The following is an 18,196-nucleotide window of genomic DNA, read 5'->3' on the forward strand; positions in this document are numbered from 1 at the left end:
ACGCCGCGCTCAAGGGCGCGAGGGGCGTCCTCGTCGAACTTCCGTATCTTCGCCTTGGGTGATTCTCTGTCCTCACAAATCCGCTGCGCCCCTGTCCACCCGGCATTCGCAGGGGGGCCAGGGGCGCAGCTCAAAAGCAAAAGTAAATCTTGGGTGAGTTACTTCTCGATGATCGCGAGAACGTCGCGAGCCGAGAGGACGAGGTACTCCTCGCCGCTGTACTTCACCTCGGTGCCGCCGTACTTGCTGTACAGAACGACATCGCCGACGGAAACGTCGAGCGGAAGCCGCTCGCCGTTCTCGAAACGGCCCGGGCCCACGGCCAGGACGACGCCCTCCTGGGGCTTCTCCTTGGCGGTGTCCGGGATAACCAGGCCAGAGGCCGTGGTCTGCTCGGCGTCGAGCGGCTGGACCACGATGCGGTCCTCGAGCGGCTTGATGGCAACCTTGGTGCTGGCGGTCGTCACGATCCGACCTCCCCCTTCGGAGATCTCACGGGGTTAACTGTCTGAGGGTGGCGACCAGATGGACCCGTCGTCGCGGGTGCCGGATCCGCCAGTCGCGCTTTTGGCACTCTCCAATGGGGAGTGCCAGGTCTGACACTATGGCCGCGATTAGCACTCGGTCAAGCGGAGTGCCAATACAGATGGTCGCGCCGCGCCCTCGAAGGGGGAAACGCCGACGGAAGAGGCACCGTTCCGTACGCCAGTACGAGCCCTGGGTGTCCGTACGATGCGGACGATTCAGTCGGTACGGGACGCTTCCGCGGCCGGTGTCCCGCGCGTGACCCCATGGACCGCGCCCCGGCACCGTGCCGCCCTGGCCCCGGTCCGCCCCTGCGGCGCGGGCCGCCCGCACTCCCGGCGCACGACCACGGCGCGCGCGACCGGCTCCGGCGCCCCCGAGGACGCCCGGACCCCGCAGACCCGACGGGCCTGACGGGTCTCCCCCGCCTCCCGCATCTCCCGTACCTCGCGCGCCTCTCGGGCCTCGTGCGCATCCCGCGCATCCCGGGCCGCGACCCTCTCCGCCGCCTTACGCCCGAGCCGTTCGATGGGATCCACCGACTGCGCACAGCCGGCGGTGAGGAGCGCACCGGCCGCCAGCACTCCGGCCAGCAGCCGGTGCCCGGGTCTCATACGTAGTCCTCCAGCCTGGCCACGGCGTACCCCTTGTCCGTGATCACCTTCATGGCGTGCCGGATCATGTCGGGCATCGTGCCCTTCCAGTCCTCGCGCCCGCGGAAGTGCGTGAGGACGATGTCGCCGGGGTGCAGGTCCCGGTCCCACTCGCGCCACTCCATGTGGTCGGGGTACGCCTCGGCGGACCAGAGCGGCACGGCCCGTACGCCGCAGCTCTTGGCGGCCCGCAGCGTGTCGTGGTTGTAGTTGCCGTACGGCGGCCGGAAGAGCGCGGGGCGCTTGCCGTACCGCTTCCCCAGCTTGTCCTGCTGGTCGCAGATCTCGGTGCGCTGCTCCTCGTAGGAGAGTCCGGGCAGGTAGGGGTGGTTGAGCGTGTGGTTCTGGATGGTGACCCCGCGGTCCTGCATCCGCTTGAAGTAGCCGTAGTCGTCGTTGATCACGTAGTCGCTGAGGAAGGCGGTGTACGGGATCTTCAGCTCGGTCATCATCCGCAGCAGGTCGGGGTCCTTCTCCGAACCGTCGTCCATCGTCAGGAAGACGACCCGGTCCTTGACGGGGACGGTGGTGAAGACGGGCGGCAGGTTCTCGCCCTCCTCCTCGTCCGCGATCTCGAAGCCCTTCCGGTTGGTGATCCCCGGCTTGACGGCGGGCGCGGGGGGCGCGGCCAGCGGCGTACTGGCGAGCCCCCACTTCTTCGCCGCGACGGCGCGCGCGGCCTGGGTGCGGCGCGTCTGCTCGGCGTACGAGAGCGTCCCCGCGCCGCCCTCCCGCTGCCCGTCGGGTGCGCCGGGGGCCGCCAGTCCGTGCTCACCGTGCCCGCCGGGCCGGCCGTGCCCCGGCGCGCCTTCGGATCCGCCCGCCCCGGAGGCGCAGCCCGAGGCGACGGCGGCGACGAGCAGCGCCGCCAGGGCGGCGGCGTACCGTCCGCCGCGCGGGGAGGGGGACCGGCCGTCGCGCCGGGGCCGGGCGCTGCGGGGCTCCGTGGCGGCGAAGCGCGCCCCGGCTGTTTCCTTTTGTTCCTTTTGTCTTACTAGCTGCATGGCGCCGCATCCTGTCAGCGCGCGGCGCCCCCGCCCGGACGACACCGCCGCCCGACGCACACCAACCCCCCGCCTGGCCCACAATGGACCGGATGACCGACCGCGCCCCCTCCTCCGCCCCCGCCTCGCCGTTCGCGACCCTGCTCTCCCCCGAGGGCCAGGCCCTCCTCGCCGAGCTGCGCGACCACGACCCCGCCGGCGAACTCGCCCTCGCGACCCGGCTGCGCCGCGACCACCCGGCCGAGCTGGTCTCGGCCGCGCTGGCCCAGGCGCGGCTGCGGCAGCGCGCGGTGGCGAAGTTCGGCGCGGCGGACGCGTACCGCATGTACTTCACGCCGAACGGCGTCGAGCAGGCCACGCGCGGCCCGGTCGCCGCCTACCGGGCGGCCCGGTTCCGTACCCTCGCGGCGGCGGAGGGCGGGGACGCGCCCCGGATCACCGACCTCTGCTGCGGCATCGGTGGCGACGCGATCGAGCTGGCGCGGGCGGGCTTCGCGGTCTCCGCCGTCGATCTCGACCCGCTGACCTGCGAGATGGCCCGTACGAACATCCGCACCCTGGCCCCCGCCGGACCGTCCGCGACCGTGACGCGCGCGGATGTCCTGGAGTACGACCTGACCGGGGCCGCAACCCTCTTCATCGACCCGGCGCGGCGCGGCGGCCGGGGCAGGATCTTCGACCCGGAGGCGTACTCGCCGCCGCTGTCCTGGGCGGTGGAGGCGGTACGGCGGGTGGGCGCGGGGGCGATCAAGATCGCGCCGGGCATCCCGCACGAGCTGGTCCCGGACGATTTCGAGGCGGAGTGGATCTCGGACGGCGGCGACGTCAAGGAGGCGGTGCTCTGGTACGCGGGGGAACGCCCCGCGGCGACGGCCCCCTCGTCCGTCCCTCCCGTCACCCCCGGCGCCCGCCGCGCCACCCTGCTCTCCTCCCGCACCTCCCCCACCGCCCCCGTCGTCCTCGCGGGGCGCGGCCTGCCCGATCCGCCCGTCCGCCCGGTCGGCCGCTTCCTGTACGAACCGGACGGCGCCGTCATCCGCGCACACCTCGTCGCGGAGGCCGCCGAGGAGCTGGACGCGGGGCTGATCGACGAGACGATCGCCTACCTCACCGCCGACACGCTGCGCCCCACCCCGTACGCCACCGCCTACGAGATCACCGACGAACTCCCCTTCAACCTCAAGAAGCTCAAGGCGCTGCTGCGCGCCCGCGAGGTCGGCGTCCTGACGGTGAAGAAGCGCGGCTCGGCGGTGGAACCGGAAGAGCTCCGCCGCCGCCTCAAACTCAAGGGCCAGCACGCCACCACGGTCTTCCTGACCCGGGTGGCCGGTGCCCCGACCATGCTCCTGGGCCACCCGGCCACGACCGATTCCGCGTCCGCCGCCGACAGGTGACCGCCTTCGCGACGGGGCCCCGCCCTCCGGCCATGGCAGCGGCGGTCAGCCCAGGTCGGTCAGTTCGTCCGCGTAGATCCGGGAGAGCGGCTGCGGGCCGATGTACTGCTGGCAGTTGCACTGTCTCCGCTCGTAGCGCAGCGGCTTCTTGTTCTCGTCCCACTCCGTCGGGGCCTCGACGTCCTCGTGGCACTTGCCCTGGCGGTCGTGCTTCGCCAGGTGGTGCGAGCAGCCGCAGACGGGGTCCGGGGGTTTCTGCGCCTCTTCCAGGGCCTGCCGTTCGGCCTGGCGTTCACTCTCCGCGAGTTTGAGGCGTTCGATACGTCGTTCGTGCCGGGTCCTGAGCGCGGTTCTGCCCGTGTCGGCCACCCAGCCGAAGCCGCCCACGATGAAGAAGACGAAAATCCACCAAAGCCAGTCCATCCGCCGCCCCTTACCCCTGAATGGCGCATGCGTTCCCTCCTCAGGATAGGACCGCGGGCGTAGGAACGGCCTCAGCGATGCGCGCCGCCGCCCCGGCGGACCGGCACCGGATGCCGGAACGGTGCTGTCCAGCGGCGCTGCGCGAGCGCCTGGGCGAGGCCGAGAACTCCGGTGAGCAGGACCGTCGCCCCCAGGCCGGTCAGATAGGTCGTACCGCTCACCCGCGACGCCTTCGCCGACGCCTCGGCCAGCGCGAGACCCACCACGCACGCGCCCGCCAGGCACAGCGCCGCCGACGGCAGCAGCCACAGCACCGACCTGCGGTGCGCGAGGGACTGCGCCTCGCGCACGGGTACGGGGTCGAGGTCCGCCCACGCCTCCAGCCGCAGCCGTATGGCGCGCCCCCGGCTCAGCCAGAAGCCGAGGGCCACCGCCGCGGGGACCACCAGGACCGCCGCGAGGAACAGCGCCACCAGGCCGGACACGGGGTCGAAGCCGCCCTCGCCGAAGCTCTGGACGGCCAGCCCGACACAGGCCCAGCCCAGCACGACGACCGCCCCCAGCAGCCACAGCAGCACCAGCCGCGCCATCGCCAGACCGCGTCTGCTCAGCTCCGCCAGGGCCATGGACCGGTCGGCGAGGCGAGCCGCGCCGTCGGGCCAGTCGCGCAGCTCCTCGGGCGGCGGGAACGGAGGCAGGGGCCGGCGGGTGATCATGCGGCCGAGGGTAGCGGGGCGAGGCGGCACCGCTCCGTCCGGGAGTCCGTCCGGACCGGGCGCCCGGTGGCCCCGGGCCGTGAGGCGCGCGTCAACTCCGGTGCGGACCGGGGCGTACGGGCGGTAGCGTCGCCCTCTCCGCCTCCGGGCGGCCACCGGTCCGTACGTACGCAGCCACGATGGGAGCCGCCATGGACCCCGCCACCGAACGTCCCCTCCCGTCCGCCACCGCCGGTGAGCGCGAGATGCTCCGCGGCTACCTCGACTTCCACCGCGCGACCCTCGCCCTGAAGACGGAGGGCCTCTCCGACGAGGAGCTGCGCCGCTGTGCGACGCCGCCCTCCACGCTCTCCCTGCTCGGCCTGGTCCGGCACATGGCGGAGGTGGAGCGCGCCTGGTTCCGGCGGGTCGTCGACGGGGAGGACATCCCGCTCGTCTGGTCGGCCGAGGGCGATTTCCAGGTGGCGTACGACGCGCGGACCGCCACCCGCGAGGAGGCGTTCGCCGCCTGGCGCACGGAGGTGGAGCACGCGCGCCGGATCGAGGCGGCGGCCGGTTCCCTGGACCTCACGGTCTACGCGGAGCGCGCCGGGCAGGAGGTGTCGCTGCGGATGGTGATGCTGCACCTCATCCACGAGTACGCCCGCCACAACGGCCACGCCGACCTGCTCCGCGAGGCCGTCGACGGCACGGTGGGCGTCTGAACGCCCGCCCCGGTACGCGCTCTCAGCGGCCCGCCGGTCCGGCCAGCCGCAGCGCCCAGCGGTAGTGCCCCACCGCCCGCGCCACCCCGGTCAGCCCGGCGATCCACAGGAGGGTGCCCGCCCCCATCGCGTACGCGACCTCCGCGTACGTGTCCTCGCCCCGCACGGCCGTGGCCGGTACGACGAACGCGATCCAGAGCCCGGCGGCGCCCGCCGCGAAGGAGGTCAGCAGCCAGCTCAGGCTGCGCCCCGGCATCCGCAGCGGCGCGTCGCCCTCGGGGTCGCGCGCCAGCTCAGCCCACCGGGTCATCAGGGCGCGCATCACCCGCTCCTCACGGACCTTCAGGCCGAGGAAGACCCCGGCGGTGACCAGCGCGCCCAGCCCGACCGCGAGGACGGGCACGGTGAGCACGGCGCCGAGCGGGTCCGTGCCGTCGCCGAGCGCGACCAGTACGCCGCCGATCAGCGCCCACCCGAACTGCACCCCCAGCACCAGCAGCCAGAAGACCACCAGCGCGGCGGGACCGAGGCTGCGCCGGCCCAGGTACGCGAGCACCCCGGCACGGTCCGCGAGCAGCGCCGCCCGGTCGGGCCAGGAGCGCAGATGCGCGGGGGGCGGCGGGGGCGGCAGCGGCCTGCGGCGTGACATGCGCCCGAGGCTACCGACCGGGCGGGCCGCGCCCGCGCCGAGGCCCGTCCGGCCGCCGGGACCCGTCCGGCCGCCGGGGCCCGCGGAGGCCGTCCGCCGGGATGCGGTGCCGGGAGTGCGCCGGTTCACTGAGGGGAGCGGCGGCCGAGGCGATGAAGGGCACCAGTCATGACCAGGCTCGTTGACGGGGCGGGACACCACCGGTGGTGAGCGGCGGACGCCTGCACTCCGTCTTCGAGTCGGCCTGCGACCGTACGCCCGCCGCGCCGGCCCTGGAGTGCGGGGCGCGGGTCCTCTCGTACGCCGAACTCGACGCGCGCGCCAACCGGCTGGCCCGCTATCTGCGCGGGGCCGGAATCGGGCCGGGGGCCCGGGTGGCGCTGGTGCTGCCCCGGTCGGTGGAGCTGTACGTGGCGCTGCTCGGGGCCGGCAAGGCGGGGGCGGCGTTCGTCCCGGTCGATCCGGCGTCCCCCCGGGACCGGATCGCGTACATCGCGGAGGACGCCGGGGTCGACGCCGTGCTGACCGTGACGGGGCCGCCGGTCTCCCCGAACGGCGCGGCCCGCCGGGTGATCGCGCTGGACGCGTGCGCCGGGGAGATCGCGCGGCACTCCGCCGACCGGCCGGGCCCGCCCGGCGCGGGGGACGGTGACCCCACCGCGTACATCATGTACACCTCCGGCTCGACCGGCCGGCCCAAGGGCGTGGAGATCGCGCAGTCCAGCGTCTGCAACTTCCTCGACGTGGTGACCCCGGTGTACGGCGTGCGCGCCGAGGACCGGGTGTACCAGGGCATGACGGTCTCGTTCGACTTCTCCATCGAGGAGATCTGGCCGACCTGGTCGGCCGGAGCGACGCTGGTCGCGGGCCCGGAGGGGTCGGGGAGGCTCGGCGCCGAACTGGGCGACTTCCTCGGCGACCGCGGCATCACGGTGCTGTACTGCGTACCGACCCTGCTGGAGACCATCCCGTACGAACTGCCCCGGCTGCGCACCATCGTCGTGGGCGGCGAGGCGTGTCCCGCGCCGCTGGTCGCGCACTGGGACCGGCCGGGGCGCCGGATGCTCAACACCTACGGGCCGACCGAGACCACCGTCACCGCGACCTGGACGCGGCTGCGGCCGGGGCGGGACGTGACCATCGGGAGGCCGCTGCCGACGTACTCGGTGGTCCTTCTCGACGAACGGCGGCGGCCCGTCTCCCCCGGCGCGGTCGGCGAGATCTGCATCGCGGGTCCCGGTGTCGCCCGCGGCTATGTCGGGCTGCCGGAGCTGACCGCCGAGCGGTTCATCGCGCATCCGCTGGCCCCCGGGGGCGGCCGGCTCTACCGGACCGGGGACCTCGGGCGGCTCCGGGCGGACGGCGAGATCGAGTTCCTGGGCCGGGCCGACGACGAGGTGAAGATCCGCGGCCACCGGGTCGATCCGGGCGAGATCGACAGCGTTCTGCTGGAGGACGACGCGGTGGCGGAAGCCGTCACCGTCCTGACCGCCGTTCCGGCGCGCGCGGGCCAGGCGCCCGGAGGCGCACGCGAGTTGTGCGCCTACCTCGTCCGCGCGCCCGCGCACGCCGACGCGGCGACGGACGGCGAGGTGACGGACGACGCCCTGATCGCCCGGCTGCACGAGCGGCTGCAGCGCCGGCTGCCCGCGTACATGGTGCCGTCGCTGGTGGACGTCCTGCCCGAACTGCCCCTCATGGCGAGCGGCAAGGCGGACCGCAAGCGGCTGCCCGCCCCGACCGGCCGCCGGCTGGTGGGCGGCGGCGGTCGCGTCGTGGCCGCGCAGGGGGAGCTGGAGACGCGGGTACGGGACGTCTGGGCGCAGGTGCTCGGGACCGAGCCGGGGGAACTGTCGGCCGAGGCGGACTTCTTCACCGGTCTCGGCGGTCACTCGCTGCTGGCGGCCCAGGTCGTCTCGGTCCTGCGCGACCGGAACATCGGGGCGAGCACCGCCCTGCGCGACCTCTACGCCTGTCCGACCGTACGCGGCCTCGCCGCCAGGATCGCCGCCGTGGAAGGCGCGACGGCGGGACCGGCGGCCGGCGAGCGGCCGGGGGTACGAGGAGCGCAGGGGCAGGAGGGGCAGGAGGCGCAGGAGGCGCAGGAGGGGACACAGGGACAGCAGGGGACGCGGGGAACGCCCGCGCGTCCCGCGCCGCTGCGCCACAGCGGACGGCGGGTCGCGGCGGCGGGCGCCGTCCAGGCGGGCGTGATCCTTCTGGTGCTGCTCGTGCTCGGGCTGCCGGTGGCGTACGTGTACAGCCGGCACGGCGGGGTGATCTCGGTGCGGTCGTCGGCGCTGGCGACGGCGGGGGCCTGCGCGAGCTATCTGGTGGTGCGCTGGCTCCTTCCGGTGGTGCTCGTACGCCCGCTGTCGGCGGGGATCAGCCCGGGCCGCCACCCGCTCTGGGGCCTCACCTATCTCCGGCTGTGGACGGTGCGTCTGCTGCTGGCGTTCGGGCCGCTGCCGATGCTGAGCGGCTCCCCGCTGATGGCCGTCTACCTGCGGCTGCTCGGTGCGCGGATCGGCGCGCGGACGACGATCGCCACCGGCCTCATCACCCTGCCCGCCCTGGTCCGCGTCGGTGACGACACGTCGATCGGCTACGGCGTCCTGCTGTCCCCGTGGCAGGTGGCGGACGGCTGGGTCACGGTCGCGCCGACCGAGATCGGGCCGCGCTGCTTCGTGGGCGCCAACGCGGTGCTCGGCCCCGGTGCGCGGATGGGGGCGGGCGCCGGGCTCGGCGAGCAGTCCGTCATCGGCCCTGACCGGACGGTGCCCGCGGGCGCGTACTGGTCCGGCTCCCCGCCCCGCGCGACGGACCGCCCGCACCCCGGCGCCGAGGCCCCGGCGCCCGCCGCGGCCTCGCCCGGCGCAGAGGCCCCGCCCAGCGCCGACGGCGGGCCGCGCGGCTGGCGGCGGCGCCATCTGCTGGTCTCACTCGTCGGCCTGACGGCCCTGGAGACCGCCGCCCTGGCCACGACCCTGCCGGGCATCGTCCTCTTCTGGTGGGCGGCGCTGGCCTGGGGCGTCGTCGGCGGCTTCGTCGCGAACCTGCTGTACGGGCCGGTCTTCGTGTGCGCCGTCTGCTGCACGGTCGCCGCCGGCAGGCGTCTGGTCCTGTCGCGGACGCCGACCGGGACGCACCCGGCGCACTCCTGGCTCGGGCTGCGCAAGTGGGTCTCGGACAAGCTGCTGGAGATCAGCCTCCTGTACACCAACGCCCTGTACGCCACCCTCTACACCGCCCCCTGGCTGCGGCTCCTCGGCGCGCGGATCGGCCGGCGCGCCGAGGTCTCCACCGTCACGCACGTCGACCCCGATCTGCTCACCCTCCGTGACGGCAGCTTCATCGCGGACATGGCCGGGATCGGGGCCGCGAGCTACGCGGCGGGGCGGGTCACCTTCGGTCCGACGGAGGTGGGGCGGCGCGCGTTCGTCGGCAACGCCGCGCTCGTGCCGGCCGGTACACGGACCGGGGCGGGCTCCCTGGTCGGGGTGTCCACGCTGCCGCCGCCGGACGGGGTGCCCGACGGCACCACCTGGCTGGGCTCGCCCGCGCTCCGGCTGCCGGTGCGCCAGAGCAGCGGCTCGTTCCCCGAGGAGCTGACGTTCCGCCCCTCGCGCGGCGCCGTACTCACGCGTCTGGCCATCGAGTTCTTCCGGGTCACGCTGCCCGCGACCGTGCTGAGCGCCGGCGTCTATCTGTATCTGCTGGCCCTGTCCTGGCTGACCGGGCGGCCGGGCCTGCTGGTGCCGGTCCTGGTCACGCCGGTCCTGCTCATGGCGTCGAGCGCCCTGGTCGTCGTGTGCTGCCTGGTGGCGAAACGGCTGGTCATCGGCGTCTACCGGCCCCGCGTCGAGCCTCTGTGGAGCCTGTTCGTACGCCGTACCGAGTTCGTCACCGGTCTGTTCGAGGCCGCCGCGGTACCCGCCGGGGTGAGCTTCCTGATCGGAACGCCCTGGCTGCCGATGGTCCTGCGCCGGTTCGGGGCGCGGATCGGCAGGGGCGTCTGGATCGGCACCACCTTCATCACCGAGTTCGACCTCGTGGACCTCGGGGACCACTCCGCGATCGGTCAGCGGGTGTCGTTGCAGACCCATCTCTTCGAGGACCGCGTCATGAAGATGTCCCGGGTCACCGTCGAGGAGGGGGCGACCGTCGGAGACCGCTCGGTGGTGCTCTACGACTCGGTCGTCGGCGCGCACGCCCAACTCGGCGCGCTGTCCCTGCTCATGAAGGGCGAGCACCTGCCGCCGGGCACGGAGTGGCACGGCATCCCGGCGGAGGCCGTCACCCGCTCTCCCGGAGAAGGTCCCGGATGTACGTCCGCGAGGCCGACGGCGACAGGGCCGCGGCCGTGAACGCCTCCCACACCCGCGCGTACACCCGCACGTCGGCCCCCTTCTCCAGCAGCGTCCCGCCGGTGACATGCTCCAACCACACGATGTCGACGGACGGTTCGCCCCGCAGCGAGAAGAGCGTGAACGGCGTGTACTGGTCGGCCGGGATCGCCGCGTCGAGCGGCAGGATCCGCAGGTCGACGGTGGCGCGCCCGCCCATGTCCAGCAGATGCCCGAGCTGCTCCCTGACCACCTCGGGGGACCTGCTGATCCGGTGGAGGACGGAAGCCTCGACGATCGCGCACAGCCGGAAGTCCTGCTGCGGACCGAGGAGTTCCTGCCGCTTGGTCCGCGTCGCGATGTACGGGGTGACGTCCTGCGCCGGGAAGCGGGCCTCGAAGATCTCCCGCATGTACGCGCCGGTCTGGAGCAGTCCGGGGAGCACCGACGGGTCGTACTCGCGCACCAGGTCGGAGTCGGCCTCCAGGGTGAGGTAGTCCCGGAGCGAGTCGTGGAGCCGCGGGTCCTCGCCGCTCCACCAGTCGACCTTGTGGATCTCCCTGGCGAGCCGTTTGATGCTCGCGATGTACGCCGCGTCGTCGATTCCGTAGAACTCCAGCAGGACCGTCAGATCCAGCGGCCTTATGCCCCGCTTGCCGTTCTCGATCTGCGAGATCTTCGGCTGTCCGCACTGGAGCTTGTCGGCGATGTCCTGGACCTTGTATGCCCGTTCGAGGCGGAGTCGCTTCAACTCGTTGCCGAGCCGCCTGCTGCGCACCGTGGGCATGTCACTGTGAGCCATGCACCCATCGTGACGCGCCGCCGCTCCGCGCAGAGATGTCTTCGCAGCGGATTCACTCGTCAGTATGAAGCGCCAACGGAATATCTTGCCCCGCAAGAAGAATCGATTTCGCCGCGCACCTGGACGGACTGGGACGTATCCGCGGTGAACTGGTAGAAACATGGGCGTCCTGACAAACACGCCGGTGGCCGCCGCGGCCTCCTCGTCACACCGACCGAGGCCCATCTGTCCGTCACCGTCAGTGATTTCGCTACGGCCGTTCCAGCGAAGTGAGCCGGTTCCTCCACGGCGGAGGACGGCGGAGGGCCGATGCTGATCGAGGGGCCGGCCGAGCACCGGGAGGGACCGATTCCGGGTCCCGGTCCGAGCCCGGTTCCGGTTCCAGGTCCGAGAGCGCAAGGAGTTGAGCTGACCGTGGCTGTCGAAGCGAGCGCCATCATCAAGGAGTTGAACCACTACCTGCTTGGCCACCCCGACGAGACGTCGTCGACGATGCCCCTGTTCGACGCGTTGCTGGACCACTCCAGGCAGGGCGTGTGCCTGCACCACGGGAGCTGCCCGGTGGTCAGGGCGGGCGCCATCCTGATGGACGAGCAGGGGCGGGCGCTCGCCCTGCGGTACGGGGACGCCTGGGGGTTCGCCGAGGGCGCCCCCGACGCCGCGGACCAGTCGCTCAGCCGCACCGCGACCCGCGTGCTGGAGGAGTTCGCGGGCGTGCAGAACGTCTGGACGGCGCCCGGCGAGGAGGGCCCGATCCTGGTCGACGCCTCGCCCGCGGCGCCGGAGGACGGACGCCGCACCCGGTACGGCTTCCGCTACCTCTTCCGGGCGCACTCCCGTGTCCTGGTCCCCGCGATGACCGCGCTGGGGCGGGCGCGCTGGACCTCGCTGGACGAGATCGGACCGCCGCTGCTCCGTACGCGGCTGAAGGACCGGCTGGCGGTGTCGAGATGAGCCCGACCGCACAGCAAGTCGCTTACGTACTCGCCGTGTTGGCGCTGGGTGGCTCACTGGCGCTGGCGATCTGGCGGAGCTGACGGGGCCACGGAGCCGGCGGGGCCACGGAGCCGAGGGGGCCACGGAGCCGAGGGGGCTACGGGGTCTCCTCCGCCCCGGGTGCGCCGAGTTCGGCGGCACGGCGTCCGAGCAGGTCGCGCTCGCGCTCGTTACGGGTGAGCCCCGCCGCCCGTTCGAACTCGGCGCGCGCCTGCTCGGGGCGGCCCAGCCGGGCCAGCAGATCGCCCCGGACGCTGGGGAGCAGGTGGTACGTCTTCAGCGCCGGGTCGTCGGCCAGGGCGTCGACCAGCGCGAGCCCCGCCTCCGGGCCCTCGGCCAGGGAGACGGCGACGGCCCGGTTGAGTTCCACCACCGGGGAGGGCGTGAGCGCGGCGAGCCGGCCGTAGAGGACGGCGATCGCCGGCCAGTCGGTCTCCTCGTACGTCGCCGCGCGGGCGTGGCAGGCGGCGATGGCCGCCTGGAGGGCGTACGGGCCGGGCGGGGCGCCCGTACGCGCGGCGAGGTCGGCCGCGTGGGTGAGGGCGGCGAAGCCGCGCCGCACGAGGAGCTGGTTCCACCGGGACCGGTTCTGGTCGGCGAGCAGGACGGGTGCGCCGTCCGGCCCCGTACGGGCGGGCGTCCTGGACGCCTGGAGCTCCAGCAGCGCGGCGAGGGCGTGCACCTCCGGCTCGTCGGGCATGAGCCCGGCGAGCACCCGGGCCAGGCGCAGCGCGTCCTCGCAGAGGGCGGGGCGCAGCCAGTCGTCGCCCGCGGTGGCGGAGTAACCCTCGTTGAAGACCAGGTAGATGACCTCCAGGACGGAGGAGAGCCGCGCCGCGCGCTCGGCCCCGTACGGCACCTCGAACGGCACACCGGCCCGCGCGAGGCCGCGCTTGGCGCGCACGATGCGCTGGGCGACGGTCGCCTCGGGGGCGAGGTAGGCGCGGGCGATCTCGACGGTGGTGAGTCCGCCGAGGAGACGCAGGGTGAGGGCGATACGGGCCTCGGTGGAGAGGACGGGGTGGCAGGCGGTGAAGATGAGGCGGAGGAGGTCGTCGTCGATGTCCTCCCCGTCCCCGCCGACCCCGCCGCCCGACACCGCGTCCGGGGGCTCCGGCCCTGGCTCGTCCGCAAGGGCGCGGCCGACCTCGGCGAGCTTGCGGGCATAGGTCTCGCGACGGCGGACGAGATCGATCGCCCGGCGCCTGGCGGTGGTCATGAGCCACGCGCCCGGCCGCTCCGGCACACCGGACTCCGGCCACTGCTCCAACGCGGCGACCAGCGCGTCCTGGGCGATCTCCTCGGCGATGCCGATGTCACGGACGACGCGGGCGACCGCCGCGATGATCTTCGCGGACTCGATCCGGAAGACGGCTTCCACGGCGCGGTCGGCACCGCCGTCGCGGACACATCCGCCGGTGCCGTCAATACCGCCTCCGCGGTCCGCGTGCTCCGCCGCGGCCCGTCCGTCCGGTCCGTCTGCCCCGTCTGCCCTCACGGGCACCCATCAGAGCACACCCACCGGACGGGGGCGCGGCGAACCCTCGCGGGGAGGGTTACTCCTCGATCTGCCGGACCTCGCAGGTGATGTCGAACTCGCCCTCGTGGACCTCCACGAAGCGCCGCGCCCACTCGACCGCCTCGGCCTTGTCCTTCGCCTGGAGGATCGCGTACCCGCCGATGACCTCCTTGGACTCGGTGAACGGTCCGTCGGTGACGGTGATACTCCCCTTGTCCTGGCGGATCCGCACCCCGTCCGAGGTCGGCTTCAGACCGGCCGTGTCGAGCATGACCCCGGCCTTGGTGATCTCCTCCAGCAGCGCCCCCATGCGCTGCTGGAGCTCGGGGCTGGGGCCGCCGGCGGGTGCGGTGGTCTCGTCGATACGGATCATGGAGAGATAGCGCGGCATGGTGACTCCTCGGGTCGGGGGCGGGCCGTTTCCCGCCTCTCACCTCATACGTCGAACGGGAGACGGCGGGATCGACACACGCCGGGAAACTTTTCGAAGATCTTTCGCGCCGGTCCCGGAATCCGGGCGCGCCGGTGCTCCTTCGGGCAGCGCACACCGCCCTCCCGGTCCGCGATCGTGCCCCTGGGCCGCTGCTCATCGTGCCCGCCCGCCTCTAGGGTCGGCATGGTGAGCCTATGGACTTCCCTCGAACCTGCATCGACGACCATGGACGCGGGCGCGACCAGATCCGTGACGCTTCGGCTGCGCAACACCGGTGACGTCGTCGACCAGTACCACTTCGTCCCGGTCGGTGACCTCGCGCCGTACGCCACCGTCGAACCCACTTCCCTGCGGCTCTACCCGGGCACCACCGGTACGGTCAGCGTCACGTTCGCGCCGCCGCGCACCCCGGACTCCGCGGCGGGGCCGCACCCGTACGGGATCCAGGTCGTGCCCACGGAGCATCCGGACGCCACGACGGTGGCCGAGGGCAACATCACCATCACCCCGTTCACGGAGCTGCGCGCCGAACTGGTGCCGCCGACCGTCAAGGGCCGGTTCCGGGGCCGGCCCAAGCTCGCCGTGGACAACCTCGGCAACGTCAAGCTCACCGCGTCCGTCAGCGGCAGCGACAACGGTGACCAGCTCTCGTACGAGATCCTGCCCGGCAGTGTCCAGATCGAGCCGGGCCGCGCCGCGTTCGTCAAGACGACGCTGAAGCCCCGTCAGATCACCTGGGCGGGCTCGAAGCAGGAGCGGCCGTACACGCTGGACATCCGCAGGTCGGGCGCGGAGCCCACGCCGGTGGACGGGATGTACGTACAGCGCGGCGTCCTGCCGTACTGGCTGATGACGATGCTGAGCCTGCTGCTGGTGCTCACCGTCGCCGGGCTGATCATGTGGTTCAACTACCGGCCTTCCGTGCGGAGCATGGCCAAGGAGAAGGTCACACCGATCGCCGCCCAGAACATCAAGCCCTCCGAGTCCCCGGCGCCGAAGCTGCCCGAGGCGCCGACCGCGCCGGAGACGCCGGAGCAGCCGGCGGCGCCGTCGAACGACGCGGGCGGCGACGAGAACGGCGCCGGAGGCGAGGACGAGGAGAAGAAGGAGAAGAAGGACCCGGCGTCGCGTACCCGTGTCCAGATGAGGGACATCAGGACGGACAAGTGCGCCGACATCCTCGGCCGCGAGAAGGGCGCCGTGAACGGCCCGGTCCAGCACTCGCTCTGCAACCCTCCGGACGAGGACAACCAGTTGTGGAACCTTGAGGTGCGCTACAAGAACCAGAGCCCCAAGGGGACCAGCATCTTCCAGATCCGGAACGCCACGGACGAGCTGTGCATGGACCTGGGCGGCTACGGGGGCGTGGAGTCCGGGACGGCCATCGGCGAGTTCCACTGCGACGGCACCAAGAGCGACAACCAGCTCTGGTGGCTCGACCTCCAGCCCAACGACGGCGACACCCTGTCCCACTACTGGATACGCAATGTCGCCAGCGACAACATGTGCCTGAAGCTGAAGCGGTTCGACCCCAACGTGGACGACTACGGCAAGGACGCCGCGCTCGTCGTCATGAAGTGCACCGAGGGCGACGGCGGCGCCTGGAAGTTCATCACGGAGAAGCGCGCGAAGGAACTGGCGCAGGGCTGAGGCCCGGCGCTCCGGCCGTGGTCCCGGTGTAACGGCCGGAGCCACGGCCCCGGTCGGCCGGGACCGTGGCTCCGGTCAGCCGGGGCCGTGGAGCGCGCCCAGCGCCGTACTCAGACCGTCCGACGTGAGGGGCTCGCCCGGCAACGGGCGGGCCCCTTCCGCGCGCAGGCCGTCCAGGAAGAGCGCGAGCAGCCGCCGCCAGGACCCGGGCACGGCCGTCTCCGCCGCCGGTACGGCGCGGCCGAGCGCCGCCAGCGCGAACAGCACGTCCTCGACCGACACGTCGTCGCGTACGGTGCCGTCCCGGCGGCACCGCGCCAGCAGGGCGTCGATCGTCGCGGCGTTGTGGAGGTGCAGCGCCTCCAGTGTGGGGACGCCCTCCATGGCCGTGGTCATCAGGTCCGTGACGCCCCGGTCCGTGGCCAGCCCGGCGAAGGTGCGCTCCAGATAGGCCGTCAGCCCCGCCCACGGGTCCGCCGCCCGCCGGGCGTGCTCCCCGGCCTCGATGGTCGCGGCGAGCCCTTCGCCGAAGACGGCCTCGATCAGCGCGGCGCGGTCGGGGAAGCGGCGGTAGAGCGTGGCGTTGCCGACCTCGGCCCGGCGGGCGATCACATCGAGCGGGGCCTCCACGCCCTGCTCGGCGTAGACCGCGCGGGCGGCGGCGATCACCCGCTCCCGGTTGCGCTGCGCGTCCTGTCTCACGGCCGTACCGTACCCCGGCCCACTCAACCGAGGAGCACTCCCCACTTTCTGTTATCGTCGGAACCAATAAATGGGGAGCCTTCCCCGTTTACGGTTTCGGACCCGGGAGCCCACCATGACCACCGACCCGACCGACCTCACCGACCCCGCCCCCGAGGGCGTACGCGCCGAGGACGCCGGCGCCGAGGACCTCGCCCTGGGCGACTGGCCCGGCTTCACCGCCGACCCGTACCCCCGCTACGCGCGGCTGCGCGAGAGCGGCGCCGTCCATCCCGTACGGCTCCCCCTCGGGGCGCCGCAATGGCTGGTCACCGACGGCGCCACGTCCCGTGCCGCCCTCAACGACACCGCGCGGCTGCGCAACGACATCCGCCACTCCTCCTCGTGGAAGAGCGACGGCGGCCACGCCGTCGGCCGCAACATGCTCCAGGTCGACCCGCCCGACCACACCCGGCTGCGCCGCCTGGTGGCCCGGGAGTTCACCGCGCGCCGGGTACAGGCGCTGCGCCCCCGCGTCCGGGAGATCGCGGACGGGCTGCTCGACGCCGTCGAGGGCGACGGCCGCGCCGATCTCGTCGACGCGTACGGCTTCCCGCTGCCGGTCACGGTCATCTGCGAGCTGCTGGGCGTCCCGGCCGCCGACCGGGGGCCCTTCCGGGCCTGGTCGGCGGCGGTCGTCGACCCGACCGCCCCGGACGCCGCGCAGCGGGCCAACCAGGAGATGACGGCGTACTTCCTCGGCCTCATCGAGGAGAAGCGCGCGCTCCCGGCCGGGGCCGCCGAGAGCGATCTGCTGCACGCGGTGATCCACTCCACCGACGGGGAGGACGGCGAGGGCCTCGACACGGAGGAACTGCTCGGCATGGCCTTCGTGCTGCTGGTCGCCGGACACGAGACCACCGCGCATCTGATCTCCAGCGCCGTCCACCATCTGCTGCGCCACCCCGGCCGGATCGCCGCGGTGCGCGCCGACTGGACGCTGCTGGACGGCGTGATCGAGGAGACGCTGCGGTACGAGCCGCCCGTACAGGCCACTTCGTACCGCCACACCGCCGAACCCGTGACGCTCGGCGCCACCCGGATCGCCGCGGGCGAGCCCGTCATGTTCTCGATCGCGGCGGCCAACCGCGACCCCGGGCGCTTCCCCGACCCGGACCGCTTCGACATCCACCGCGACCCGGCCGTCACCCGCGGCCACCTCGCCTTCGGCCACGGCATCCACCACTGCCTGGGCGCCCCGCTGGCCCGCCTGGAGGGCGCCATCGCCCTGCGCACCCTGCTGGAACGCTTCCCGGCCCTGGCCCTGGACGCCACCGCCCCGGCCCCCGACTGGCGCCCCGGCCTGCTCCGCGGCCTGAACCGGCTGCCGGTGCGCTGGTAGCCCGCGGTGGAGGGCGCGCGGCGCGGCCCGGACGGGGGTCAGACCGCGTCGAGCGCCTCGAACCGCCACCGGTGGACCGGGCGGGCGATCAGGTCCGGGGCCGGGTCGGGGAGTTCGGGGCGGTCGGCGTCGTAGGCGCCGTCCCACCAGGTGATGACCAGGACCCGGTCGCCCGGGGCGCGGAAGAGTTCGCGGCGCAGCGGCGCGTACGGGAGTTCGTACGCGCCGGCCCACTCCAGCAGCTCCGCGCCCCGGCCGGGCGCGGCCTTGGCCTCCCACATCAGCGCGACCGTCATGTC

The 18,196-nt window shown here is 73.3% G+C and carries 17 protein-coding genes; 6 read left to right on the forward strand and 11 right to left on the reverse strand.

Annotation, left to right across the window (positions count from 1 at the left end; translation table 11 throughout):
- Positions 1-158: 158 nt before the first annotated feature.
- The 3 genes from groES to ACFXPK_RS22110 form a co-directional block, all read right to left on the reverse strand.
- Entirely contained in the window at positions 159-467 is a 309-nt protein-coding gene (gene groES, locus ACFXPK_RS22100) for a co-chaperone GroES (RefSeq protein ID WP_023539274.1), read from the reverse strand.
- 276 nt (positions 468-743) lie between these two features.
- On the reverse strand, positions 744-1,139 hold the full coding sequence (locus ACFXPK_RS22105; protein WP_385077888.1) for a hypothetical protein: 396 nt from the start codon (positions 1,137-1,139) through the stop codon (positions 744-746).
- Entirely contained in the window at positions 1,136-2,182 is a 1,047-nt protein-coding gene (locus ACFXPK_RS22110; RefSeq protein WP_385077890.1) for a polysaccharide deacetylase family protein, read from the reverse strand. Before ACFXPK_RS22110 ends, ACFXPK_RS22105 begins: the two co-directional genes overlap by 4 nt.
- 92 nt (positions 2,183-2,274) lie before the next feature.
- Here ACFXPK_RS22110 and ACFXPK_RS22115 point away from each other — a divergent pair, with 92 nt between their 5' ends.
- On the forward strand, positions 2,275-3,576 hold the full coding sequence (locus tag ACFXPK_RS22115; RefSeq protein WP_385077893.1) for an SAM-dependent methyltransferase: 1,302 nt from the start codon (positions 2,275-2,277) through the stop codon (positions 3,574-3,576).
- 45 nt (positions 3,577-3,621) lie between these two features.
- Here the strand turns inward: ACFXPK_RS22115 and ACFXPK_RS22120 are convergent, their stop codons facing one another.
- The gene (locus tag ACFXPK_RS22120; RefSeq protein WP_384994964.1) at positions 3,622-3,999 is read right to left on the reverse strand and encodes a hypothetical protein; all 378 of its coding nucleotides are present in this window, start codon (positions 3,997-3,999) and stop codon (positions 3,622-3,624) included.
- A 71-nt stretch (positions 4,000-4,070) separates the two neighbouring features.
- On the reverse strand, positions 4,071-4,715 hold the full coding sequence (locus ACFXPK_RS22125; protein WP_385077896.1) for a hypothetical protein: 645 nt from the start codon (positions 4,713-4,715) through the stop codon (positions 4,071-4,073).
- A 179-nt stretch (positions 4,716-4,894) separates the two neighbouring features.
- Here ACFXPK_RS22125 and ACFXPK_RS22130 point away from each other — a divergent pair, with 179 nt between their 5' ends.
- Positions 4,895-5,419, forward strand: a complete 525-nt coding sequence (locus tag ACFXPK_RS22130) for a DinB family protein (protein WP_385077899.1) — start codon at positions 4,895-4,897, stop codon at positions 5,417-5,419.
- Between the two features lie 22 nt (positions 5,420-5,441).
- Here the strand turns inward: ACFXPK_RS22130 and ACFXPK_RS22135 are convergent, their stop codons facing one another.
- Positions 5,442-6,068: a hypothetical protein gene (locus ACFXPK_RS22135; RefSeq protein ID WP_384994956.1), complete on the reverse strand. Its 627-nt coding sequence runs from the start codon at positions 6,066-6,068 to the stop codon at positions 5,442-5,444.
- A gap of 206 nt (positions 6,069-6,274) precedes the next feature.
- On the opposite strand from ACFXPK_RS22135, the gene ACFXPK_RS22140 reads away from it, so the two are divergent.
- A complete protein-coding gene (locus tag ACFXPK_RS22140) occupies positions 6,275-10,435 on the forward strand; it encodes a Pls/PosA family non-ribosomal peptide synthetase (protein WP_385077903.1) in 4,161 nt (1,386 codons plus the stop codon).
- Here ACFXPK_RS22140 and ACFXPK_RS22145 read toward each other — a convergent pair.
- On the reverse strand, positions 10,365-11,216 hold the full coding sequence (locus ACFXPK_RS22145) for a helix-turn-helix transcriptional regulator (protein ID WP_384999357.1): 852 nt from the start codon (positions 11,214-11,216) through the stop codon (positions 10,365-10,367). The two genes, ACFXPK_RS22140 and ACFXPK_RS22145, sit on opposite strands and share 71 nt — an antisense overlap.
- Positions 11,217-11,630: 414 nt before the next feature.
- On the opposite strand from ACFXPK_RS22145, the gene ACFXPK_RS22150 reads away from it, so the two are divergent.
- Positions 11,631-12,170: an NUDIX domain-containing protein gene (locus ACFXPK_RS22150; RefSeq protein WP_384999354.1), complete on the forward strand. Its 540-nt coding sequence runs from the start codon at positions 11,631-11,633 to the stop codon at positions 12,168-12,170.
- Positions 12,171-12,309: 139 nt separating this feature from the next.
- On the opposite strand, the gene ACFXPK_RS22155 is transcribed toward ACFXPK_RS22150, so the two are convergent.
- Positions 12,310-13,593: an RNA polymerase sigma factor gene (locus ACFXPK_RS22155; RefSeq protein ID WP_384999350.1), complete on the reverse strand. Its 1,284-nt coding sequence runs from the start codon at positions 13,591-13,593 to the stop codon at positions 12,310-12,312.
- A 175-nt stretch (positions 13,594-13,768) separates the two neighbouring features.
- Entirely contained in the window at positions 13,769-14,122 is a 354-nt protein-coding gene (locus ACFXPK_RS22160) for a YciI family protein (protein ID WP_384999347.1), read from the reverse strand.
- Positions 14,123-14,350: 228 nt separating this feature from the next.
- Between ACFXPK_RS22160 and ACFXPK_RS22165 the strand changes: the two genes are divergently transcribed.
- On the forward strand, positions 14,351-15,814 hold the full coding sequence (locus tag ACFXPK_RS22165; RefSeq protein ID WP_384999344.1) for an RICIN domain-containing protein: 1,464 nt from the start codon (positions 14,351-14,353) through the stop codon (positions 15,812-15,814).
- Between the two features lie 75 nt (positions 15,815-15,889).
- Here ACFXPK_RS22165 and ACFXPK_RS22170 read toward each other — a convergent pair whose 3' ends face one another.
- Positions 15,890-16,516, reverse strand: coding sequence for a TetR/AcrR family transcriptional regulator (locus ACFXPK_RS22170; protein WP_384999341.1), 627 nt, complete (start codon positions 16,514-16,516; stop codon positions 15,890-15,892).
- Between the two features lie 115 nt (positions 16,517-16,631).
- Between ACFXPK_RS22170 and ACFXPK_RS22175 the strand changes: the two genes are divergently transcribed.
- Positions 16,632-17,897 carry a cytochrome P450 gene (locus ACFXPK_RS22175; RefSeq protein ID WP_385077908.1) on the forward strand — a complete coding sequence of 422 codons (1,266 nt, stop codon included), beginning with the start codon at positions 16,632-16,634 and terminating at the stop codon, positions 17,895-17,897.
- 38 nt (positions 17,898-17,935) lie between these two features.
- Here ACFXPK_RS22175 and ACFXPK_RS22180 read toward each other — a convergent pair whose 3' ends face one another.
- Complete coding sequence (locus ACFXPK_RS22180; RefSeq protein WP_385004837.1) at positions 17,936-18,193, reverse strand: hypothetical protein; 258 nt, start codon at positions 18,191-18,193, stop codon at positions 17,936-17,938.
- Positions 18,194-18,196: the final 3 nt, after the last annotated feature.

It is taken from the genome of Streptomyces sp. NPDC059142 (assembly GCF_042755665.1).
GTDB lineage: Bacteria > Actinomycetota > Actinomycetes > Streptomycetales > Streptomycetaceae > Streptomyces.